Origin of the sequence: Desulfocurvus vexinensis DSM 17965, from assembly GCF_000519125.1 — a bacterium.
Lineage (GTDB): Bacteria > Desulfobacterota > Desulfovibrionia > Desulfovibrionales > Desulfovibrionaceae > Desulfocurvus > Desulfocurvus vexinensis.
On sequence record NZ_JAEX01000002.1, the window covers coordinates 304,090 to 323,540 of the forward strand.

Consider the following 19,451-nt stretch of genomic DNA (forward strand, 5'->3'; position numbering starts at 1 on the left):
GGCGTTCTAGAGGTAGCTTGCGATGCGTTCGGCGGCCTGCCGGGTTCCGCCCCGGCGGCCGTCCACGTAGGCCGCGACCCTGGCGCGCACGTCGTCGCGCGCCGCGGGGCGGCGCAGGGCCCCGAGCATGGCCTGGGCCAGCTCCCGGGGGCCGTGCACTTCCATGACCAGACCCTGGTCCACGATTTCGCGGCCCACCCAGGCGAAGTTCGACCAGTGCGGGCCGATGGCGGGCACCACGCCGTGGCCCAGGGGTTCGAGGAAGTTCTGCCCGCCCAGCGGGCGCAGGCTGCCGCCCACGAAGGCCGCAGTGCAGAACTCGTAGGCCCCGGCCAGCTCCCCGAAGGTGTCCCACACCACCACCGAGCCGGGCGCGGGCGCTGCCGCGAGGGCCGAGCGCATGATTGGCGACAGCCCGGCCTCATACAACGCCTGGCGCCAAAAGTCGAGCCTGTGCATGTGGCGCGGGAAGACGGCCTGGCTGGCCCCGGGCTCGGCGGCGCGGACCTCGCGCAGGGCGGCCAGCACGTCGGGCTCCTCCTGCTGGCGCACCGAGGCCCACACGGCCCAGGGCGTGCCGTCGCCCATGACCGCCCGCACGGGCCCGCCCTCGGGCTCCCGGGGCGGCTGCGCCGGGAAGCGGTCGAACTTGATGTTGTGCATGCGCTCCACCCGCGAGGCCCCGAAGAGGATGGAGAAGCGCAGGGCCGCGTCGTCGGACACGGCCAGGACGTGCTCGGGCGCGAGCTGGCGCAAGAGGGCCCCCGCGCACAGATAGCCCGCCAGGCTGCGGGTGTTCATGCGCGCGTTGACCAGCATCACGGGCACGTCGAATTCGCGCGCGGCGGCCAGCATCCCGGGCCAGATTTCCGTCTCCAGGAGCACCAGCACCCGGGGGCTGGCGTGCTCCATGGCCCGGGCCATGATGGCGGGCTGGTCAAAGGGGCAGTAGGCGGGAATGAGGCTGACCCCGGGGCGCAGCTCGGCCACCTCGGCGGCGGCGCGCGCAAGCACCTCGCGGCCCTGGCTGGTGTTGGTGGTGGCCAGGATGCGCAGGGGCCGCTCTTCGGGCAGGGCCTGCGGCAGGGCCAGGGCCAGCTCGCGCACCAGGTAGGCCTCGCCGCCCGAGGCGGCCTGCATCCACACGTCCACGAAGCCGTCGGGCGCGTTGCGCAGCAGGCGTTCGGAAAAGCCCTCGCGCAGGCGCGGGGCCAGCCACAGGGCGGGGATGGCCACGGGCCAGAGCAGGTCGTACAGCCCGAGCAGGGCCTTGCATTTGCCGGTCAGGCCCATGGCTCAGGCCTCCCCGCGCGCGCGCGCCAGCCCGAGCTCCATGAGCCGGGCGATGAGGGCGTCGAAGTCCAGGCCCACGGCGGCGGCCTCCTGGGGCAGGAGGCTTGTGGGCGTCATGCCCGGCAGGGTGTTGATCTCCAGCAGCAGGGGCTTGCCGTCGCGGACCAGGAAATCCGCCCGGCTGTAGCCGGACAGGCCCAGGGCCCGGTGGGCCGCCAGGGTGATGGCCTGGATTTCCTCGCTGAGCTCCCGGGGCACGGGCGCGGGGCAGATCTCCTCGCAGCGCCCGACCTCGTACTTGCTGGCGTAGTCGAAGAACGGGGCGTCGCCCGCCGGGCGGATGGCCACCAGGGGCAGGGCCTCGTCGCCCAGCACGCCGCAGGTCAGCTCGTCGCCGGGCAGGTAGGGCTCCAGCAGGGCCTCGCAGCCCGAGGCGAAGATGGCCCCCAGGGCGGCGGGCAGCTCGTCCCCGCCGCGCACGCGGGTGGCGCAGACGCTGGAGCCGCCGGTGTTGGGCTTGGCGAACAGGGGGTAGGGCAGCCGGGGCGCGAAGTCCGGCCCGGGGTCGCGCGGGACGAATTCCCAGTCCGGCGTGGGCAGGCCCCGGTCGCGGAAGACGGCCTTGGAGGCGTTCTTGTTCAGCGCCAGATAGGAGCCCGCCGGGCCCGAGCCCTGGTAGGGGCAGCCCGCCACGTCGAGCATGGCCTGGATGAGCCCGTCCTCGCCGGGGGCGCCGTGCAGGTTGATGAAGGCGAAGTCGGCCCGGCGGGCGGCGTCCAGCAGGCCGCCCAGGTCCGCCACGGGGTCGAGGTCCGCCACCTCGTGGCCCAGGCGGGCCAGGGAGCGGCGGATGCCCCGCGCTCCCGACAGGGAGACTTCACGTTCGGGCGACCAGCCGCCCGCTATCAAAAGGACACGCATGGAGCTTGACCTCCAGGAGTTCGCTCAGGGTGTGTTCCACGGCCCGGCCCTGGCGGAAGGCGGCGTCGATGCGCTCGCGGGCCGTCTCGTTTCTGCCGTAGCGTTCAAAGAGGTCCGCATAGCGCGCGCCCAGGGACACCACGGTGTCGTGGCGCACGCGCTTGTCGGCGTACTGTACGGCCAGGGGCAGGAAATAACGCGCGGGGTCTATGGGGTAGGGCCACCAGACGTGGTGCATCACGCCCTGGGCCAGGGCCGGGTTGCCCGTGCAGGCCAGCACCCAGGCTGCGCCGAGCTGGGCGTGGTCGCCGCCGTGCTGCACGCAGTAGAATTTGGCCAGGTCGTGCAAGAGGCCCGAGGCGCGCACGGCCCGGGCCCAGCCCGGGGCGATGACGCCGCGCTCCTCGGCGCGCGCGGCCAGCGACCAGGCGATCTCGCCCACCAGGGCGCTGTGGGCGCGGATGTGCGCGGGCATGGCGCAGCGGTCCCAGTGGGCCCGGCACTCGGCGTCCGACGGCACGGGAAATTCCGTGGGGTCCGGGGGCAGGGCCGGAGCCAGCAGGGCCGGGTCCTGCGCGGCCCGTTCGCCGTGGGGGCGGGCTGCGGGGCCTGTGGGGGCGGCGTGCTGGGGCTGGGGGGTCATGCGTCGCGTGGTCCGGGGCTTGTGGGGGCACGCCGGGCGCGCCGTGCGTCCGGTGCCCAGGGTTCTACCAGCGTCACCGTGAAAAAGAAAGGGGTCGGCCTTGAGGTCGTGGCGGCTTTCGTAGTATGGCCGGGCCTCGGGGCGATGGTCCGGCGGGAGCGCCCCGGCGCGCAGGCCGCCTGCGCCCAACCTGCAACCGGATGCGACCGGACCTGGGAGCGCACGTGAGCATATTCGACAAATTCAGTGATCCTGAACTCTGCAAGGCTGTGCTGGACGCCATCCACCGCGAGCTGGACGGCGAGCTGCGCTTCATGGAAGTCTGCGGCACGCATACGGTAGCCATCTTCCGCAGCGGGCTGCGCTCCATGCTGCCCCCGGGGGTGGTCCACCTGTCCGGCCCGGGCTGCCCGGTGTGCGTGACCCACGAGAGCGAGGTGGGCATGTACATGGACCTGGCCGGGCGCGACGGGGTCATCGTGGCCACCTTCGGCGACCTGGTGCGCGTGCCCGGGCCCGGCGGCACCTGCCTCAAGGACGCCATGGCCCAGGGGGCGCGGGTGGCGGTGGTCTACTCGCCCTTCGACGCCCTGACCCTGGCCCGCGAAAACCCGCAGGCCACGGTGGTCTTCCTGGGCATCGGCTTCGAGACCACGGCGCCCACCGTGGCGGCGACCCTCCAGGCCGCGCGCGCTGCGGGGGTGGGTAACTTCCAGGTGCTGTCCTTCCACAAGCTGGTGCCCCCGGCCCTGCGCGCGCTGCTGGGCGACCCGGAGCTGAACCTGCACGCCCTGGTCATGCCCGGCCATGTCTCGACCATCATCGGCCTGGAGCCCTACCGCTTCATCGCCGAGGACTTCCACCTGCCTGCGGCCATCACCGGTTTCGATCCGCTGGACATCCTGCAATCGCTGCTGGACATCGTGCGCCAGCGCAAGGAGGGCCGGGCCGAGGTGGTCAATCTCTACCGCCGCGCCGTGCAGGACCTGGGCAACCCCAAGGCCGTGGCGGTGATGGAGTCCGTGTTCACGCCCGCCGATGCCCTGTGGCGCGGCATCGGCATGATTCCCGGCTCGGGGCTGGCCCTGCGGCCCGAATACGAGGCTTTCGACGCCCAGAAGACCCTGGGGCTGACCATGGCCGAGGCCAAGCCCATCCCCGGCTGCCGCTGCGGCGATGTGCTGCGCGGCAAGCTGACCCCCGACCGCTGCCCGCTGTTCGCCAAGGCCTGCACCCCGGCCAAGCCCGTGGGGCCGTGCATGGTCTCCACCGAGGGCTCCTGCGCCGCCTATTACAAGTACCAGTTGGAGATGTAGACAATGGACGCCACGCATATCCTTCTCGACTACGGCAGCGGCGGCAAGGCCTCGCAGCGGCTGATCAGCGAACTCTTTTTGCGCCACTTCGACAACCCCGTGCTGGCGCGCATGGACGACGCGGCCTTCCTGGACATCCAGGGCCCCCTGGCCATGAGCACCGATTCCTTCGTGGTCGATCCGGTGTTCTTTCCGGGCGGCAACATCGGCTCGCTGGCCGTGCACGGCACGGTGAACGACGTGGCCATGCTCGGGGCGCGGCCGCTGTACCTGTCGTGCGCCTTCATCCTGGAGGAGGGCTTCGAGCTGGAGAAGCTCGAACGCATCGTGCAGGCCATGGGCCAGGCCGCGCGCGACGCCGGGGTGAGCATCGTCACCGGCGACACCAAGGTCGTGCCCCGGGGCATGGCCGACAAGATCTTCATCAACACCACCGGCGTGGGCACCATGCTCGTGGCCGAGCACCCCAGCGGCCACCGCGCCGCGCCCGGCGACGCGGTGCTCGTGTCGGGGACCATGGGCGACCACGGGCTGGCCATCCTGGCCCAGCGCGAGGGCCTGGCCTTCGAGACCCCCGTGCTCTCCGACAGCACGGCCCTCAACGGCCTGACCGAGCGGCTGCTTTTGGAGGTGGGCGACATCCATGTGCTGCGCGACCCCACGCGCGGCGGGCTGGCCACCACCCTGAACGAGATCGCCGGGCAGTCCGGCGTGGGCATCGAGCTGGACGAGGGCGCCATTCCCGTGACTCCCGCCGTGCGCTCGGGCTGTGCCTTCCTGGGGCTGGACCCGCTGTATCTCGCCAACGAGGGCAAGCTCATCTGCATCCTGCCCGAGGCCAAGGCCGAGGCCGCGCTGGCCCTGCTGCACGCCGACCCCAAGGGCGCGGGCGCGCGGCGCGTGGGCACGGTCGCGGCGGCCAACCCCGGCAAGGTCGTGCTGCGCACGGCCCTGGGCGGCAAGCGCCTGCTGAACATGCTCGAAGGCGAGCAGCTGCCGCGCATCTGCTAGGCGCGGCGTGGCCTGCTGTTTTCCGTGGCCCGCCGTCGGTTTTCCGGCTGCGGGCCGCGTGCTTTTTTGCTAGAATGCAGGCCTGGGCCGGGCGGCGCGCATGGGGCGCGCCCCTGCGACCCGCCGCCGGAGACGCCGTGCCGTCATCGTTCCTGTGGCCCGCCGTGCGCATCACTGCGCTGTACGCCCTGTTCGCCGGGCTGTGGATCGTCTTTTCCGATCAGGCCGTGGCCCTGCTGGTGCCCGACCCGCGCGCCCATGCCCTGGTGCAGACCTACAAGGGCGCGTTCTTCGTCTGCGTGACCGCCGGGCTGCTTTTCGTGCTGCTGCACGGCGAGCTGCGCGCACGCGAAGAGGACCGCGCGCGGCTGCGGGCGCTGCTGCGTGAGCAGGACGTGCTGTTCTCCGAACTGCACCACCGGGTGAAGAACAACATGCAGACCGCCGTGGGGCTGGTGGAGCTCCAGGCCGCCCAGTTCGCCGACCCGCAGGACCGCGCCCGGCTGGCCGACTGCGCCCGGCGCATCCGCGCCCTGGGGCTGGTCCACGACGCCCTGGGCCGCGAGCACGGCCAGGGGCGCATCGACATGGGCCGCTACCTGGAAACCCTGGGCCGCGAATTGCTGGGCGCCTACGACGGCCAGCGCCGGGGCATCGCCCTGCACACCGATGGCGGCGGTGTGGTGCTGGGGGTGGACCGGGCGACCTTCCTGGGCCTGGCCCTGGCCGAATTGCTGACCAACGCCTTCAAGCACGCCTTTCCTCCGGAGCAGGGCGGCACGGTGCGCGTGGCCCTGCGGGCCGATGGCAGCTGGCTGGAGGCCGAGGTGGCCGACGACGGCGTGGGCCTGCCCACGGACCTGGACCCCGACACGGCCCAGTCCATGGGCATGACCATCCTCGGCGGGCTCACGGCCCAGATGCGCGGCAGCCTGGACTTCCTGCCCGGGGCGGGCACCCGGGCCGTACTGCGCGTGCCCCTGGCCGGGCCCGGGGAAACGGCGGGCGCAGGCGCTACTTGAGCAGCGCCCCCAGGTGCACCGGGGTTACGCCCTGCACGGTGAACTCGCGCACGAAGCGCACCCCCCGGCCCAGGAGCCCGGCCCCGGACAGGCGCAGGGCCCGCTCGGCCCCGGTGGCCGCCCGGCGCCGTCCGGCGCGGACCCGAAGCCGCAGGGCCGGGCCGCCCGGCAGGGCGCCGCGCACCAGCCGCCGCAGCCAGCCCCCCGCGCCGCCCACGGCCAGGATGGCCACCTCGCCCGCGCGCTCCAGGCTGCCCGGCAGCACCGCCGCATCGTCCTCGAAATAGAACCCCCGGCCCTCGGCGGTGAGCACCACCGAGCCGATGGGCGTGACCTGGGGCACGCCGTCCTCGCCCACGGTGGCCAGGGCGCGGAAGCGCGCGCCGGCCAGGGTGCGTTTCACTTCGGTCCAGGACATCTCGCCGGTCATGAATCCTCCTTGCCGCGGCCCCGGGCCGGGCGGATGCACAGTTCCTTCCAGAGCAGGTCGAGCATGGCCGCGCGCTGGGCGGGGCCCGCGGGCGGCGCCAGGGCCTGGGCGCCCAGCAGCAGCGCGTAGCCCATGCGCGCCAGCAGGGCCGCCCGGGCGGGGTCGCCCGTGGCCTCGCCCAGCAGGGCCTCCAGTTCGCCCAGGCGCCGGGCGTCCACGCGCCGCTGGTAGTCGCGGGCGGTGGGGTCGCGCATGGCCCAGGCGCGGATGGCGGCCTCGGGGCCCTGGGCCGCGGGCAGCAGGGCCTCCATGCGCCGCCGCGGGCTGCGGGCGCGGGAGGCGCGTGCGGGCCGCAGCGCGGCCCAGTGTTCCAGCAGGGCGCGCAGGAAGTCGTCCCGCCCGGCGAAGTGGTGGTAGAAGGAGCCCTTGGTCGCGCCCATGCGCGCGCACAGGGCGTCGATGGTCAGGGCGTCGATGCCGCCCTCGGCCAGCAGGGCCAGACCCTGGGCCAGCAGGTCGTCGCGGCTGCGGCGGGGCGCCGGGGCCACGGGGGCCGTGCTTCCTTTGGCAGGGCCCGGCACCCTGGGGGTAATGGCCTTTACGCGCCGCATGTTTCGCTTCCCCGTCCCCGCTGTCGTCTTGTGCATCGCCGTCGGCCTTCGCTCCGGGCGCGCCTTTCGCCTTTGACTTCCGCCCCGGGCGTGCCGCTTGGCGGCGGTTTTTGCCCTGGGCGTATCGCTTGCTTTTGGCCTTCACCCCGGGACTACCGCTCGCCGTCGGCCTTTGTCGGTTGCCGTGACTGCCAACGCATCCGAGGCGTTGCGGTTCTTCCCGGCGGTTTTGTTTTATTGAATACCATACGGTATGGTATTGTCTACTGCGTCGCGGGCCTGTTGTCAATGCGCCTGAGCGGGAAAAGAGAAGAAAAGCAGGGGGAGCGGTCTGTTCCGGATGGTCCAGGGGTGTGGCCTGACCATCTGGCCTGTGTCTGTGGCGGTGCCTCCCGGGCGCGGTCTGTGGACCACCCGCCGTTTGCCGTCTCCGTGGCATCGGGCGGGGAGCCCCGGGGGAGCGGGGCTCCTGGCACGGTCAACCCGGCCTCGCCCCGTGCCGGGCGGAGAGGCAGGGGAAGCGGGGTCGGGCTACCCGGGCGCGGGGCGCCACTGGGATTGGCGCCAGTGCTCCTGAGAGAGGCAGCCCGTCGTCCGGGGCGCGGGGTGAGATTCCCTTTGCAGGTCCGCCCCGGGGGTGCTACCACGAGGGTAAGACGTTCTCCATCCCCTTGGGGCCATTGGGAATCGCGCCCGGCCCCGGGGCATTGCGCGCACCGGAAGCCCCATGGTCTTCAAGCGTTCCCCCACCCTGCCGCCCTGTCCGCCCGACCCCGAGCACCCCGGCGGCCCCGACCGCGACGCCGTGGTCGGCCTGCGCCTGTCCGACGACCGCATGACCCTGACCGTGGAGTGCCACAGCCCGGCCCGGGGCCAGGGGCGGCCCCTGGACGCCGCCGCCCTGCGTCGCGCCGTGCGTCAGGCGGGTGTTGCCGCCGAAGCTGACCCCGAGGCCATGGACCGCGTGGTGGCCCTGCTGGCGGCGGGCGGCGACCCCCGCGCCGTCCCCCTGGCCCGGGGCCGCGCGCCCGAGGCGGGCCGCGACGCGGTGTTCGAGCCGCTGGTGGACCTGACCCGGCCCGTGATGCCGGACATGGCCTTCGCCCGGCTGCACCCGGCCCGCGAGGCCCGGCCCGGGCGCGACCTGCTGGGAGCCCCCGTGCCCCCGCCGGGCGACGAGCCCCCGGGCGAGTTGGTGCTGCCCCGCGACGCCGGGTGCCGTCGCGAGGCCGACGGCACGCTCATGGCCACCGTGGCGGGCACGGTGCGCGCCGACGAGGGCCAGGTGCGCGTGGAGCCGCTGCTGGTCGTCTCCAACGACCGGCTGGCCGTCACGGGCACCCTGCACGGCTTCGACGCCGCAGGCCAGCGCATCACCCTGAGCCGGGTGGAGGAGGAACTGGTGCGCCTGGGCGTGGTCCAGGGCGTGGACCTGGGGGCCATCGCCCGGGCCCTGGACGAGGCCTGGGCCACGGGGCGGCCCGTGGCCGGGGTCACGCTGGCCGCAGGCCGGGCCCCCAAGCACGGCACAGACGAGGCCCTGGAACTGCTGGTGGCCGAAAAGAGCACCCTGGGGCAGATGGACGAGCAGGGGCGCATGGACTACCGCGAGCGCGGCTTCAGCCCCGTGGTGGAGACGGGCCAGGACATCGCGCGCATCCATCCGCCCACGCCGGGCGAGCCGGGGATGGACGTGTTCGGCGCCGTGGTGCCCGCGCGCCAGGGGCAGCCCCTGGGCCTGCGCCTGGGCCGGGGCGTGGAGCCTGTCCCGGACGACGACGCCCTGCTGCGCGCCACGGCCACGGGTGTGGTGCTGCGCCTGCGCAATCATCTGGAAATTTCGGACCTGCTGGTGGTGCCCGGCAACGTGGATCTCTCCACGGGGCATGTGCGGGTCAGCGAGGGGTCGGTGCATGTGCGCGGGGGCGTGGGCGCAGGGTTCGCCGTGTACGCCCCGCACAGCGTGCTGGTGGACGGCACCGTGGAGGACGCGGCCATCGACTGCGGCGGCGACGTGGTGGTGGGCGGGGGCATCGCCATGTCCGGCGAGGCGCCCGGCGCCAGGGCGAGCCAGGAGGGGCCCGGCATCCGCGCCGGGGGCTCCGTGCGCGCGCTGTTCGCCCAGAACGCGGGCATCACCGCCGGAGGCGATGTGACCGTGGCGCGCTACATCGCCCACAGCACCGTGCACGCGGGGTTCATGGTCCGCGCGGGCGGGCTGGTGCGCGTCACCAGCCCGGGTGGGCGGATCATGGGCGGCACGGTGGTGGCCGGGCGCGGCATCGAGACCGACGAGGCCGGGTCCACCCTGGGGGTGGCCACGGTGCTGGCCCTGTCCCAGGATGTGCCCGAGGCCCGGCCCCTGGTGGAGGAAAAGCGCGCCCTCAAGCGGCGCTTGGCGCATATCGACGCCGGGCTGGCCCGCCTGACCCCCGAGCAACTGGCGGCCCTGACCCCGGCCCGGCGCGAAACCCTGGACCATGTGCTGGCCGTGCGCCGCGAGCTGTCCGCGCGCGTGGCCGAGGTGGGCAAGGCCCTGGCCGAACTGGCCCGGATGCTCATGGAAACGGTGGACGCGGCGCGCATCACCGTGCGCGGCACGGCCCATCCGGGGGTGGTCATCAAGATGGGCGGGGCGGCCCTGCGCCTGGAGGAGCCCATGCAGGGCGTGGCCTTCACCTGGAGCCGCCGGACCAAGGGCATCAAGGTCCTGCGCTAGCGGGCAACCCCAAAGCGGCGATCTGCTGCGCCAGTGCAAACATCCTGAACACGTGTGGCGACGGGATGCACTGCGTGTCCTGGATTTTTCCCCGCCTTGCCGCCTACCATTTCCAGACGGCCTGGGCATCCGACAGGCCGCCTGGGGCGGCAGCCGTGACCGGGCAGGGGCTGCGCCCGTTGCGGGGGCCCGCAGTTTTGGAGTGTCTCTTGCTGCTGTCCGGGTTTGGGCGCTGCGTCCCGGTGTCCCCTTGCCGGGGCTCAGGTGCGCAGGCGGCTGGCCAGGGGCATGCGCCAGCCGGTGCCGAAGGCGCGGTCGGTGATCTTCAGGCCCGGGGCGGCCTGGCGGCGCTTGAACTCCGCCCCGGCCACCAGGGCGGCCACGCGGCGGACCTGGGCCGGATCGAAGCCCCGGGCGGCCACCTCGTCGGGGCTTTGGCGGCGCTCCACCAGTCCTTCCAGGATCGGGTCCAGCACGTCGTAGGGCGGCAGGGAGTCCTCGTCCTTCTGGCCGGGGCGCAGCTCCGCCGAGGGCGGCTTGGTGATGATGGGCGCGGGGATGACCTCGCGACCCTGGCTGGCGTTCAGCCAGCGGCACAGGCGGAAGACCAGGGTCTTGGGCACGTCGGAAATCACGGCCAGCCCGCCGGACATGTCGCCGTAGATGGTGCAGTAGCCCACGGCCAGCTCGGATTTGTTGCCCGTGGTGAGCAGCAGGGCCCGGCGCTTGTTGGACAGGGCCATGAGCAGGTTGCCGCGGATGCGGGCCTGGATGTTCTCCTCGGTCACATCGGGCGCGGCGCCCGCGAAGGCCGGGGCCAGGGCGGCGTCGAAGGCGGCCATGAGCGGGGCGATGGGCAGGGTCATGGTCTCGATGCCCAGGCTGCGGCCCAGGGCCAGGGAGTCGTCCACGCTGCCGGGGCTGGACCACGGCGAGGGCATGAGCACGCCCAGCACGTTGTCCGGCCCCAGGGCGGCGGCGGCCACGGCGGCGGTCAGGGCCGAGTCGATGCCGCCGGACAGGCCCAGGAGCACCCGCGTGAAGCCGCACTTGCGCGCGTAGTCGCGCGTGCCCAGCACCAGGGCGCGCCAGGCTTCGCTTTCCGGGGCGAAGTCGTCGGCCTCCACGCGCCCGGGGGCGGGCGGGGCGCCGCCGGCGCCCAGGTCCACCACCAGCAGGTCCGGCTCGAAGGCCCGGGCCCGGGCCAGCAGGGCGCCGTCCGGCCCGAAGGCCATGCTGCGCCCGGCGAACACGAGGTCGTCGGCGCCGCCGACCTGGTTGGCGTAGAGCACGGGCACGCGGTATTTGGCGGCCAGGTGGCCGAGCATCTTCTGGCGCACCTGCTGCTTGCCCAGGGTGAAGGGCGAGGCCGAGAGGTTGACCACCACGTCGGCGCCCAGGGTGGCCACGGCGCCCATGGGGTCGCCGGGGTAGCGCCGCTGCTCCCAGAACTGGGAGTCGTTCCACAGGTCCTCGCAGATGGTCACGGCCACGCGCCGCCCGTCCAGCTCGAAGCAGCCCGGGCCGGGCCCGGGCTCGAAGTAGCGGTCCTCGTCGAACACGTCGTAGGTGGGCAGCAGGGTCTTGGGGAAGCGGGTCTGCACGCGCCCGGCGCGCAGCAGCGCCGCGCCGTTGTACAGCGGGCGCCCCGGCGCCCCGGGGGTGGGCCAGGCCGTGCCGACCAGCACGGGCGGCAGCGCGGCCAGCTCCCGGGCCAGCTCCGTCAGGCGGGCCTCGGCGGCCTGCACGAAGGACGGCACCAGCAGCAGGTCGCGCGGAGGGTAGCCCAGCAGGGCCAGCTCGGGGGTCAGGCACAGGTCCGCCCCCTGGGCGGCAGCGGCGCGCACGCCCTCGGCGATGAGGGCGGCGTTGCCGGGCAGGTCGCCCACGGTGGGGTCGGTCTGGAGCAGGGCGATGCGCATGGCGGCGGAGGCAGGGGCGGGCCGCGGTCAGCCCTGGGCGGGCGCCCCCCCGGCGGCCATGCGCTGTTCGATGATTTCGCGGGCCCGCAGGGCCAGGCGGGAGACCTCGGGCTTGGAGACCTGCTCGTCGGCGCCCACGGAGTCGCCCTTGTGGCGCAGCTTGTCGGTGATCAGCGAGGAGAACAGGATCACCGGCAGGTTCTTCAGGAAGGGGTCCTGGCGCACGCGCACGGTGAGGTTGTGGCCGTCCATGCTGGGCATTTCGATGTCCGAGACCAGGACGTTGACGTAGTCCCACAGGGGGCGGCCCTCGGCCTGGGCGGCGTCGCGGAAGCGTTCCAGGCGTTCCCAGGCCAGGCGGCCGTTGACCACGGTCTCCACCGCGAAGCCCGCCTTTTGCAGCAGGTCCTTGAGCATTTCGCGCACCAGGGCCGAGTCGTCGGCCACCAGGGCCTTGTAGCCCTGGGTGGAGGTCCAGTCGATGGTCTCGTCCAGGCGCAGGCCCAGGCTGGGGTTCAAGTCGGCGACGATCTTCTCCAGGTCGAGGATGAAGACGATGCGGCCTTCGAGCTTGACCACGCCGGTGATGGAGTTGTTGGACAGCGAGGACACGTAGCGGTTGGGCTGCTCGACCTCCTCCCAGCTGATGCGGTGGATGCGCGTGACGCCCGAGACCAGGAAGGCGGTGGTGACCTGGTTGAACTCGGTGACCACGACCTTGGGCGAGTCGGCCTCGGTGCGGCTTTTGCCCAGCCACAGGGCCAGGTCCACCAGGGGGATGATGTGCGAGCGCTGGTTGAAGGCCCCGAGCACCGAGGGGTGGTTGACCTCGGGCATCTCGGTGATCTTGGGCTTGCGGATGATCTCCAGCACCTTGGCCACGTTGACGCCGTAGTAGCCCTGGTAGGAGGCCCCGGAGGGGGAGACCTCGTCGATGTAGAATTCGACGATCTCCAGCTCGTTGGTTCCGGCTTCGAGAAGGATGTTGGTCTGGGACATGGAGCCTCCAGTCGCGGCCTGCCGGTCGCGCGGGTCCGGTTAGAGCGCCTCGAGCAGGGCGCGTACTTCCTCGATTGTCTTATCATGGGTGGAGGCGCCCGCTGTCAAGCCGACAGTGGTGCAACCCTCGAAATCGGCGCTGCGCAGCTCGGCGGCGGTCTCCACATGGGTGCAGGGCACGCCCTGTTCGGCGGCGACCTTGGCCAGGCGGCGGGTGTTGCCGCTCTCGTAGCCGCCGACCACCACCATGTGGTCCACCCTGCGGGCGATGGCGATGGCTTCCTCCTGGCGCACGCGCGTGGCGTTGCAGATGGTTTCCAGCACGGGCAGGGGGCGCGAGGTCCGGGCCTGGACGTATTCCTTGATCTGGCGGAAGACTTCCTTGTCCTGGGTGGTCTGGGCGGCGAGCACGTATTCGCGGTCGCGCTCCAGGCGCCCTTCCAGGGCCTGGGGGCTGTCGAAGACCAGGGCCTTGGTGGAGGCGTAGGACAGCAGGCCCTGCACCTCGGGGTGGTTCTCCTCGCCGTAGAGCAGCAGCGTGCGCCCGCGCTGGGCCTGGCGCTCGATGAGCAGCTGGGCCTTTTTCACCTTGGGGCAGGTGGCGTCCACGATGTCCACCCCGCGCTCCTTGAGCAGCCGCTCGACGCCCACGGGCACGCCGTGGGCGCGGATGATGACCGTGCTCCCGGGCCGGGCCTCCCCGGGGCCGTTGATGCGCTGCACGCCGCGCTGTTCGTACATTTCGAGAACCTGGGGGTTGTGGATGATCGGCCCCAGGGTGCAGATGGGGGCGCCAGCGGCGCCTTCGAGAACGGCGTCCAGGCGCTTCAGGGCCAGGCTGACGCCCATGCAGAATCCGGCTGTTTCGGCGAGAATGACGCGCATTGCGGGTCCTTGTGCTGCTTTTGGAATACGCAATCTGTTCAATATGAAACTATTGCGGGGAACTGTCCAGGAGAAAGGCGGATACCAGCGCGTCCAGCTCGTCCCATGTGCGGCACTGGACCAGCCGGGCGCGCAGGGCCCGGGCTCCGGGCATGTGCCGCACGTAGCGCGGCACGATGGTGCGCATCTGGAGCAGGGCGTGGCGCTCGCGCAGGTGCTCGCGGGCCAGGGCGGCGTGGCGGCGGATGGTCGCCGCCAGCTCGGCCGGGGCGGGGGCGGGCAGTTCGCGCCCGGCCAGCAGGGCCCGGTAGCGCGCGAAGATGGACGGCCCGTAGAGCGCCCCCCGGGCGAACATGACCCCGGCCACGCCGGTTTCGCGCACGCAGCGGGCCCCGGCCTCGGGGTCGAACAGGTCGCCGCTGGCAATGACCGGTATGTCCACGGCCCGGGCCAGGGCCGCGAGGCACGCCCAGTCGGCCTCGCCGGAGTAGCCCTGGCGGGCGTGGCGCGGGTGCAGGGCCAGCCAAGCCGTGCCCGCGTCGGCCAGGCGCCGGCCCAGCTCCAGGTAGTTGTCCTGCCCGGCGGCCCAGCCCCGGCGCAGTTTGACCCCGCAGCGGCCCGGCCCGGCCAGGGCCGCCATGCGCCCGGCCAGGGCCACCAGCAGGTCGGGGTCGTTGTGCAGGGCCGCCCCGGCCCCGGTCTTGACCACCTTGCGCACCGGGCAGCCCGCGTTGAGGTCGAACCAGCCAAAGCCCCGCTCCAGCAACAGGCCCACGGCCCGCTCGATATACTGCGGCTCCGAGCCGAAGAGCTGCACCACCAGGGGCGCGTCGGCGGGGGTGGTCGCCAGCAGGTCGGCGGTGCCGGAGCTGTCGTGGCACAGGCCCTTGGCGCTGACCATCTCGGTCACGGCCACGGCGGCGCCGTGCTCACGGCACAGCAGGCGGAAGGGCAGGTCGGAGAATCCGGCCAGGGGCGCGAGCCAGGGCGCGTCGGCGGTGATGGGCGGGCTGTCGGGGTGGTGCATGGGCACGGGCGGGCTGGAGGTGGGCCCCGGCGCCGGGGCGTACAGGGCGCGCATAGCATCCCGGGACGCGGAACACAAGGCGTGCGCGGGTCAGACCCTGCGCGACAGGCGCGGGCGGGCCAGGGAGGCGGCGCACAGCAGCGGGGCCAGCACTCCGGCCCGGGCCGCCGCAGGCAGGGGCGCGGGGGCGAAAAGGCGCGCCCCGGGCCCGGGCCAGCCCGCGTCCTGCATGGCCCGCAGCACGTCGCGGGCGCGGTCGGGGTGCTCGGCCAGCAGCCGGGCGCTGGCCCGGGGCGGGCTTTCCAGAAGCCGCAGCTCGCACTGGCCCGGGCCGGGCACGGCGAAGGCGAAGGTGGTTTCCACGAGGGCGGCGGCGCCAGCCGCAGCGGGCCGCGCGGCGACGAGCATCTCGCCCGACAGGGCCCAGGGCAGCAGCCAGGGGCGGTATTCCAGGCTGCCTGCGCCCCGGGCGGCGGTCAGGGCGCTGGCGGCGGCGCGGGCCTGCTCCAGGGTCTGGAACAGGGCGTCCAGCCCGGGGTCGGCGGCCAGGGCCCGGGCAAAGGCCGCCTGGCGGGCCGCAGGGTCCGCCCCGGCGGCGGCCATGGCCTCGCGCAGGGCGCCCGCATGGGCCTCGAACCGCGAGCGGGCCGCCCAGAAGGCGTCGGCAGCCGGGCCCAGGGGGTCGTTCGCCGCGCGGGCCACATGCAGCTCGCGCAGCAGGATGTCGGGGTCGGTGCGCAGCACCTCGAAGAGCAGCACCGTGCCGGGGGCGGGGTCCGAGGCGATGCTGGCCAGCAGCTCCAGGCCCTGGATGTCCACCCAGGCCAGCCCGGGCGCCTCGCGGCGCAGCACGCGGCCCGCAAGGCGCTCGCCGGGGCGGTGCCTGCGGCGGAAGGCCCCGGGGCGGTCGCCGCCGCCGTGGCTGCCGCCGCCCGATCCCGCGCCGTCGCCCTGGATGCGCATGGCGCCCGGCCCCTAGCGGGCCGCCCCGAAATGACGACCTGCTGCGGCGCGCAACCAGGCCGGGCCCCCGCGTCCGTCCGGGCACGCGGCGGTCCTGGATTGTTTTTGCGCCTTGCAGTTCACCATTGTCGAACGGCCTGGAATAAAGGAATGGGGCAACGGCCAGCTAGCCCTCGGCCTGGCCGATGATCAGCTCGACCTCGTCCACGGACAGGCTGGTGGCCAGGGCCAGGGCCTGGGCGGACTTGCCCTGGCGGTGGCCCGAGAGCACCACCTCGCGCAGAAAGCGCGGCGAGCGGCTGACCTGCTCGGCCTGGCGCAGCAGTTTTTCCAGCTCGGCGGCGCGGTCCTGCAGGCGCTGGTCCAGCCCGGCGAGCACCTCCTGGCGCTTGGCGAAGGTGGACACCAGCTCCTGCTCCAGCTCGGCGTTGAAGTGCAGCTTGCGCAGGAGCAGTTCCTGTTTTTCCTGGAGGGCGCCGAGCAGAGCCTCGGAGCGGCGCAGGCGCAGGAAGAACACCAGCACCACCACCAGCAGCGCGAGCTCGGTGAGGCTGACCAGGAAGAGCAGGAGCAGGGACGGGGACATGCGGCGGTCCTGGGGGTTGGGGCGCGGCTGGCCGGGTTTCAGATCTTGAGATTGATGATGTTCCCGGCCCAGGGGGACTTGGGCTGGGGCTCGTCCTGGGCGTCCGGGGCGTCCTTGGCGTCGGCCCTCCGGCGCGCCTCGCGGCGGGGCTGCGGGGGGGCGCCGCCGCCGCGGCCATGCTCGTCGGCCACGGCGGTCTTTTCCTTCTTGTCGATCTGCTGGACCTGGTCCTTGGCCAACTCCTGCTGCTGGCGCGACAGGGCCTCGGAAAAGCGCGCCTGGTTGGCGGGCCCCGACTGCTCGGCGCTGGTCAGCTTGGCCAGGTGCGGCAGCTGGGCCAGCAGGACCGGGAGGTTGATGGTCGCAGGCATCTATTTCACCAGATACTGGTCCACCAGGATGGTTTCCAGCCTGCCCACGCTCAGGTACTGGTTCATGACGGACAACAGGTCCGTCTTGAGCGCCTCCACGTTGGTCTTGTCGGACAGGTAGGTCAGGTCCTTGTTCTTGAGATAGTAGAAAACCGCATCGCGCAGGATGGTGGTCTTCTGGGTTATCTCGAACGAGAGCTTCTCGTCGTTGGTGACGGCGGTGAACTGGCAGACCAGGAAGCGGACCGCGCCCTTGTCGTCGCGCTGTTCCACCCAGAAGGGCGCCAGCGTGACCATGTACTCCTGGGGCTGCGCCTCTTCGGCGGGCGGGGGGAGCGGCTCGTCCCCGGGCTGCGTGGCCAGCTCTTCGGGCGCGGGCGCCGGGGCCTCGGGCTCGGGGGCGGCGCGCAGCACAAGCCACAGCAGCAGCACGAGCAGGGCCAGGGCACCGGCCCCGGCGGGGATGATGATCTCCTTGCGCCGGAACCACGGCTTGGGCCCGTCGGCGGCGGATTCGAGGGCGACAGGAGCGGCGGGCTGCTCCTGGGGCTGCTCCTCCTCTTCCTCCTCCTCTTCTTCAAGGAACGGGGCATCCTCAAGGTCCAGCTCGACTTTTTGCTGTTCCTTGGGGAGGTTGGCGGTCAGTTCCTCGGCATCGAGTTCAGCCTTGACGTTGTCGGCGAGGCCGTCCGCGATGTTGGCGTCGGGAACCATGGGGACCACCGGTGCGCAAGGCGCCTACGGAGGCCGCTACTTGCGCTCGAAGATCTTGTCGATCTTCTGGGACAGGGTCTCGGCGGTGAAGGGCTTGACGATGTAGTTGGACACCTTGGCCTGGACCGCCTCGATGATGTTCTCCTGCAAGCCCTCGGCAGTGACCATCAGGAACGGGATGTGCTGGAACTCCTCGCTGGCGCGCACCTTGCGCAGCAGGTCGATGCCCGGCATCTCGGGCATGTTCCAGTCCGAAACGATGAAGTCGATCTTGTCCTTGTTGAGGACTTCCCAGGCCGTGCTGCCGTCGTCGGCCTCGACGATGTTGTTGAAGCCGAGCTGGCGCAGGATGTTCTTGATGATCCGGCGCATGGTCGAGAAGTCGTCCACGACGAGGACGCGCATGTTTTTGTCGTAAGCCATGAAAATCTCCCGCTCTAATCGAGGCCGTAGGCGGCCCGGAATTTGTGTCGCAGCTTCTTGAGGGCCTGGGAGTGGAGCTGGGACACCCGACCCTCGGTGATGCCCATGACCTCCGCAGTTTCCCGCATGTTCAACTCGTCGCTGTAATAGAGGGATAATACCAGTTTCTCGCGGAGGGTCAACTCGTCTATCAGCTTGGCGATTTTGTCAACAACATCCTGCATGGCCGCGGAGCGGTAGGGCTCGTTGTCGTTGTGCGCCCCGTTCTCGGCAGAGAAGTGGTCCTGGATGGTTTCCAGGCTCAGGCAGAGCTGGTTCTGCAGGGCGGCCAGGCCCGACTCCACGTCCTTGCGCGACAGGCCGGTCTCGCGCATGAGCTCCTCCTGGGTGGGCTTGTGCCCGGTCTGGCGTTCCAGGGTCAGGGTGGCGTCCTCGAGTTGGCGCACCCGGGCCCGCAGCCCGCGCGAGAACCAGTCCATGCGCCGCAGCTCGTCGAGCATGGCGCCCTTGATGCGGTTCTCCGCGTAGGTTTCGAATTTGATGTTCAGCTCGGGCTTGTATTTGCGCAGGCACTCGATGAGCCCCAGGGTTCCGGCGGACATCAGCTCGCCCAGGTCCACCTGCTGGGGCAGCTTGCCCTTGAGGCGCAGGGCCAGGATCTTCACCTTGGGGGCGAAGTGGCGGACGATGACGTCCTGCTCCCTGGGGCTGAACTGGACCCACGGGCACTCCCCGGTTTCGAGGAGCTTCCACGGCTCAGTTCTGGAAGAGGAGCTTTTTCCAGAAAAACTTAATGTTTCCATCGAGCTGTGCCGTTCCCTTCCATGAGGTTGCCTTCCTGGCGACATCCGCCAGGGCTGTGGAGGCCGGACCGTCCGGGTCCAGCACCGTGAACGGGATCTGGCGGACCACCGCCGCGCGTACCCCGGGGTCGAAGGGTACCACCCCCGCCAGGTCCAGGGAGATGCCCGACAGGAAATGGTCGCACGCGGCGTGCAGCTTGGCGTAGACCTCGCGGGCGGCCTTGGGCGTGCGGGCCATGTTCACGAGCACGCGGAAGCGGTCCACGTCGTGCTCGGCCTTGAGCACCTTGATCAGGGCGTAGGCGTCGGTCAGCGAGGTGGGCTCGGGGGTGAGCACCAGCAGCCGCTCCTGCACGGCGAGGTTGAAGTAGAGCACGTTCTCGTTGATGCCCGCGCCGGTGTCCACGATGAGAAAGTCCACCGTGTCTTCCAGGGCGTCCATGGATTCCAGCAGGTCGAGCTTCTGCCCGGTGTGCAGCTCCAGCATCTCGCCCACGCCCGAGGCGGCGGGCAGGATGGAGAAGCCGTGGGGCGTGGGCAGGAGGATGTCGGCCAGCTCGGCCCCTTCCTGGAAGAGGTGGAAGAGGTTCTTCTCCGGCGTCAGCCCGAGGACCACGTCCACGTTGGCCAGGCCGAGGTCGGCGTCGAGCAGCACCACGCGCTTGCCCGCGCGGGCCAGCAGGCAGGCCAGGTTCACGGCGATGTTCGTCTTGCCGACCCCACCCTTGCCGGAGGTCACCGAGATGACCTGCGGTGTGGCCTTGGCGCGTCCTGCGCGGGGGGCGGGCCTTT

Annotated in this window: 20 protein-coding genes; 4 read left to right on the forward strand and 16 right to left on the reverse strand. The window is 72.0% G+C overall.

The annotated features are described in order from the left end of the window. Nucleotides 1–6 precede the first annotated feature (6 nt). From G495_RS0104350 to G495_RS0104360, 3 genes are read right to left on the reverse strand one after another with little or no spacing between them, the layout of a single operon-like run. On the reverse strand, nt 7–1,293 hold the full coding sequence (locus tag G495_RS0104350) for a 3-deoxy-D-manno-octulosonic acid transferase (protein WP_051445058.1): 1,287 nt from the start codon (nt 1,291–1,293) through the stop codon (nt 7–9). A gap of 3 nt (nt 1,294–1,296) precedes the next feature. Beyond that, nucleotides 1,297–2,214, reverse strand: a complete 918-nt coding sequence (locus G495_RS0104355) for a D-alanine--D-alanine ligase family protein (RefSeq protein WP_028586792.1) — start codon at nt 2,212–2,214, stop codon at nt 1,297–1,299. Next, nucleotides 2,171–2,857 carry an HD domain-containing protein gene (locus G495_RS0104360; RefSeq protein WP_156939573.1) on the reverse strand — a complete coding sequence of 229 codons (687 nt, stop codon included), beginning with the start codon at nt 2,855–2,857 and terminating at the stop codon, nt 2,171–2,173. The genes G495_RS0104355 and G495_RS0104360 overlap by 44 nt, the downstream gene beginning before the upstream one ends. Nucleotides 2,858–3,081: 224 nt before the next feature. Between G495_RS0104360 and hypD the strand changes: the two genes are divergently transcribed. The 3 genes from hypD (at nt 3,082) to G495_RS20170 (ending at nt 6,206) form a co-directional block, all read left to right on the forward strand. Then, complete coding sequence (gene hypD, locus G495_RS0104365; protein WP_028586794.1) at nt 3,082–4,173, forward strand: hydrogenase formation protein HypD; 1,092 nt, start codon at nt 3,082–3,084, stop codon at nt 4,171–4,173. Nucleotides 4,174–4,176: 3 nt separating this feature from the next. Further along, entirely contained in the window at nt 4,177–5,184 is a 1,008-nt protein-coding gene (gene hypE / locus G495_RS0104370; RefSeq protein WP_028586795.1) for a hydrogenase expression/formation protein HypE, read from the forward strand. 137 nt (nt 5,185–5,321) lie between these two features. Further along, nucleotides 5,322–6,206 carry a sensor histidine kinase gene (locus G495_RS20170; RefSeq protein ID WP_169734350.1) on the forward strand — a complete coding sequence of 295 codons (885 nt, stop codon included), beginning with the start codon at nt 5,322–5,324 and terminating at the stop codon, nt 6,204–6,206. Here the strand turns inward: G495_RS20170 and G495_RS17630 are convergent. Both G495_RS17630 and G495_RS17635 read right to left on the reverse strand, forming a co-directional pair. Next, nucleotides 6,199–6,636 (reverse strand): pyridoxamine 5'-phosphate oxidase family protein, encoded by a 438-nt coding sequence (locus G495_RS17630; RefSeq protein ID WP_051445061.1) that lies wholly within the window; start codon nt 6,634–6,636, stop codon nt 6,199–6,201. The two genes, G495_RS20170 and G495_RS17630, sit on opposite strands and share 8 nt — an antisense overlap. After that, a complete protein-coding gene (locus tag G495_RS17635; protein ID WP_051445062.1) occupies nt 6,633–7,184 on the reverse strand; it encodes a TetR/AcrR family transcriptional regulator in 552 nt (183 codons plus the stop codon). The genes G495_RS17630 and G495_RS17635 overlap by 4 nt, the downstream gene beginning before the upstream one ends. Nucleotides 7,185–7,974: 790 nt before the next feature. Between G495_RS17635 and G495_RS0104390 the strand changes: the two genes are divergently transcribed. Further along, nucleotides 7,975–9,966, forward strand: a complete 1,992-nt coding sequence (locus G495_RS0104390) for a FapA family protein (RefSeq protein WP_028586796.1) — start codon at nt 7,975–7,977, stop codon at nt 9,964–9,966. Nucleotides 9,967–10,226: 260 nt separating this feature from the next. Here G495_RS0104390 and G495_RS0104395 read toward each other — a convergent pair whose 3' ends face one another. The 11 genes from G495_RS0104395 to G495_RS0104445 all read right to left on the reverse strand — a co-directional run bounded on the left by G495_RS0104395 (nt 10,227) and on the right by G495_RS0104445 (nt 19,398). After that, nucleotides 10,227–11,888 carry an NAD+ synthase gene (locus G495_RS0104395; RefSeq protein WP_028586797.1) on the reverse strand — a complete coding sequence of 554 codons (1,662 nt, stop codon included), beginning with the start codon at nt 11,886–11,888 and terminating at the stop codon, nt 10,227–10,229. A gap of 27 nt (nt 11,889–11,915) precedes the next feature. After that, a complete protein-coding gene (locus tag G495_RS0104400) occupies nt 11,916–12,887 on the reverse strand; it encodes a chemotaxis protein (RefSeq protein ID WP_028586798.1) in 972 nt (323 codons plus the stop codon). Between the two features lie 39 nt (nt 12,888–12,926). Then, a complete protein-coding gene (ispH, locus tag G495_RS0104405) occupies nt 12,927–13,772 on the reverse strand; it encodes a 4-hydroxy-3-methylbut-2-enyl diphosphate reductase (protein ID WP_028586799.1) in 846 nt (281 codons plus the stop codon). A gap of 49 nt (nt 13,773–13,821) precedes the next feature. Further along, nucleotides 13,822–14,853 (reverse strand): tRNA dihydrouridine synthase, encoded by a 1,032-nt coding sequence (locus tag G495_RS0104410; protein ID WP_342667794.1) that lies wholly within the window; start codon nt 14,851–14,853, stop codon nt 13,822–13,824. 36 nt (nt 14,854–14,889) lie between these two features. Next, complete coding sequence (locus G495_RS20175) at nt 14,890–15,762, reverse strand: hypothetical protein (RefSeq protein WP_028586801.1); 873 nt, start codon at nt 15,760–15,762, stop codon at nt 14,890–14,892. A 166-nt stretch (nt 15,763–15,928) separates the two neighbouring features. After that, on the reverse strand, nt 15,929–16,348 hold the full coding sequence (locus G495_RS0104420; protein ID WP_028586802.1) for a hypothetical protein: 420 nt from the start codon (nt 16,346–16,348) through the stop codon (nt 15,929–15,931). Nucleotides 16,349–16,386: 38 nt separating this feature from the next. After that, nucleotides 16,387–16,719, reverse strand: a complete 333-nt coding sequence (locus G495_RS0104425) for a hypothetical protein (RefSeq protein ID WP_028586803.1) — start codon at nt 16,717–16,719, stop codon at nt 16,387–16,389. Next, nucleotides 16,720–17,433 carry a flagellar basal body-associated FliL family protein gene (locus G495_RS0104430; protein WP_028586804.1) on the reverse strand — a complete coding sequence of 238 codons (714 nt, stop codon included), beginning with the start codon at nt 17,431–17,433 and terminating at the stop codon, nt 16,720–16,722. 36 nt (nt 17,434–17,469) lie between these two features. Then, on the reverse strand, nt 17,470–17,856 hold the full coding sequence (locus tag G495_RS0104435; RefSeq protein ID WP_028586805.1) for a chemotaxis response regulator CheY: 387 nt from the start codon (nt 17,854–17,856) through the stop codon (nt 17,470–17,472). 14 nt (nt 17,857–17,870) lie between these two features. Continuing rightward, the gene (locus G495_RS0104440) at nt 17,871–18,659 is read right to left on the reverse strand and encodes a FliA/WhiG family RNA polymerase sigma factor (protein WP_028586806.1); all 789 of its coding nucleotides are present in this window, start codon (nt 18,657–18,659) and stop codon (nt 17,871–17,873) included. Further along, nucleotides 18,613–19,398, reverse strand: a complete 786-nt coding sequence (locus tag G495_RS0104445) for a MinD/ParA family protein (RefSeq protein WP_425387594.1) — start codon at nt 19,396–19,398, stop codon at nt 18,613–18,615. Before G495_RS0104445 ends, G495_RS0104440 begins: the two co-directional genes overlap by 47 nt. Nucleotides 19,399–19,451 lie beyond the last annotated feature (53 nt).

Bases quoted from the DNA above. Each gene is read 5' to 3' on its own strand.
- ispH (WP_028586799.1), bottom strand. From the start codon at position 13,772: ATGCGCGTCATTCTCGCCGAAACAGCCGGATTCTGCATGGGCGTCAGC.
- G495_RS17630 (WP_051445061.1), bottom strand. From the start codon at position 6,636: ATGACCGGCGAGATGTCCTGGACCGAAGTGAAACGCACCCTGGCCGGC.
- G495_RS0104350 (WP_051445058.1), bottom strand. From the start codon at position 1,293: ATGGGCCTGACCGGCAAATGCAAGGCCCTGCTCGGGCTGTACGACCTG.
- G495_RS0104430 (WP_028586804.1), bottom strand. From the start codon at position 17,433: ATGGTTCCCGACGCCAACATCGCGGACGGCCTCGCCGACAACGTCAAG.
- G495_RS0104440 (WP_028586806.1), bottom strand. From the start codon at position 18,659: ATGGAAACATTAAGTTTTTCTGGAAAAAGCTCCTCTTCCAGAACTGAG.
- G495_RS0104410 (WP_342667794.1), bottom strand. From the start codon at position 14,853: ATGCGCGCCCTGTACGCCCCGGCGCCGGGGCCCACCTCCAGCCCGCCC.
- G495_RS0104400 (WP_028586798.1), bottom strand. From the start codon at position 12,887: ATGTCCCAGACCAACATCCTTCTCGAAGCCGGAACCAACGAGCTGGAG.
- G495_RS0104395 (WP_028586797.1), bottom strand. From the start codon at position 11,888: ATGCGCATCGCCCTGCTCCAGACCGACCCCACCGTGGGCGACCTGCCC.
- G495_RS0104435 (WP_028586805.1), bottom strand. From the start codon at position 17,856: ATGGCTTACGACAAAAACATGCGCGTCCTCGTCGTGGACGACTTCTCG.
- hypE (WP_028586795.1), top strand. From the start codon at position 4,177: ATGGACGCCACGCATATCCTTCTCGACTACGGCAGCGGCGGCAAGGCC.
- G495_RS0104390 (WP_028586796.1), top strand. From the start codon at position 7,975: ATGGTCTTCAAGCGTTCCCCCACCCTGCCGCCCTGTCCGCCCGACCCC.
- G495_RS0104420 (WP_028586802.1), bottom strand. From the start codon at position 16,348: ATGTCCCCGTCCCTGCTCCTGCTCTTCCTGGTCAGCCTCACCGAGCTC.
- G495_RS0104355 (WP_028586792.1), bottom strand. From the start codon at position 2,214: ATGCGTGTCCTTTTGATAGCGGGCGGCTGGTCGCCCGAACGTGAAGTC.
- G495_RS0104360 (WP_156939573.1), bottom strand. From the start codon at position 2,857: ATGACCCCCCAGCCCCAGCACGCCGCCCCCACAGGCCCCGCAGCCCGC.
- G495_RS0104425 (WP_028586803.1), bottom strand. From the start codon at position 16,719: ATGCCTGCGACCATCAACCTCCCGGTCCTGCTGGCCCAGCTGCCGCAC.
- G495_RS20175 (WP_028586801.1), bottom strand. From the start codon at position 15,762: ATGCGCATCCAGGGCGACGGCGCGGGATCGGGCGGCGGCAGCCACGGC.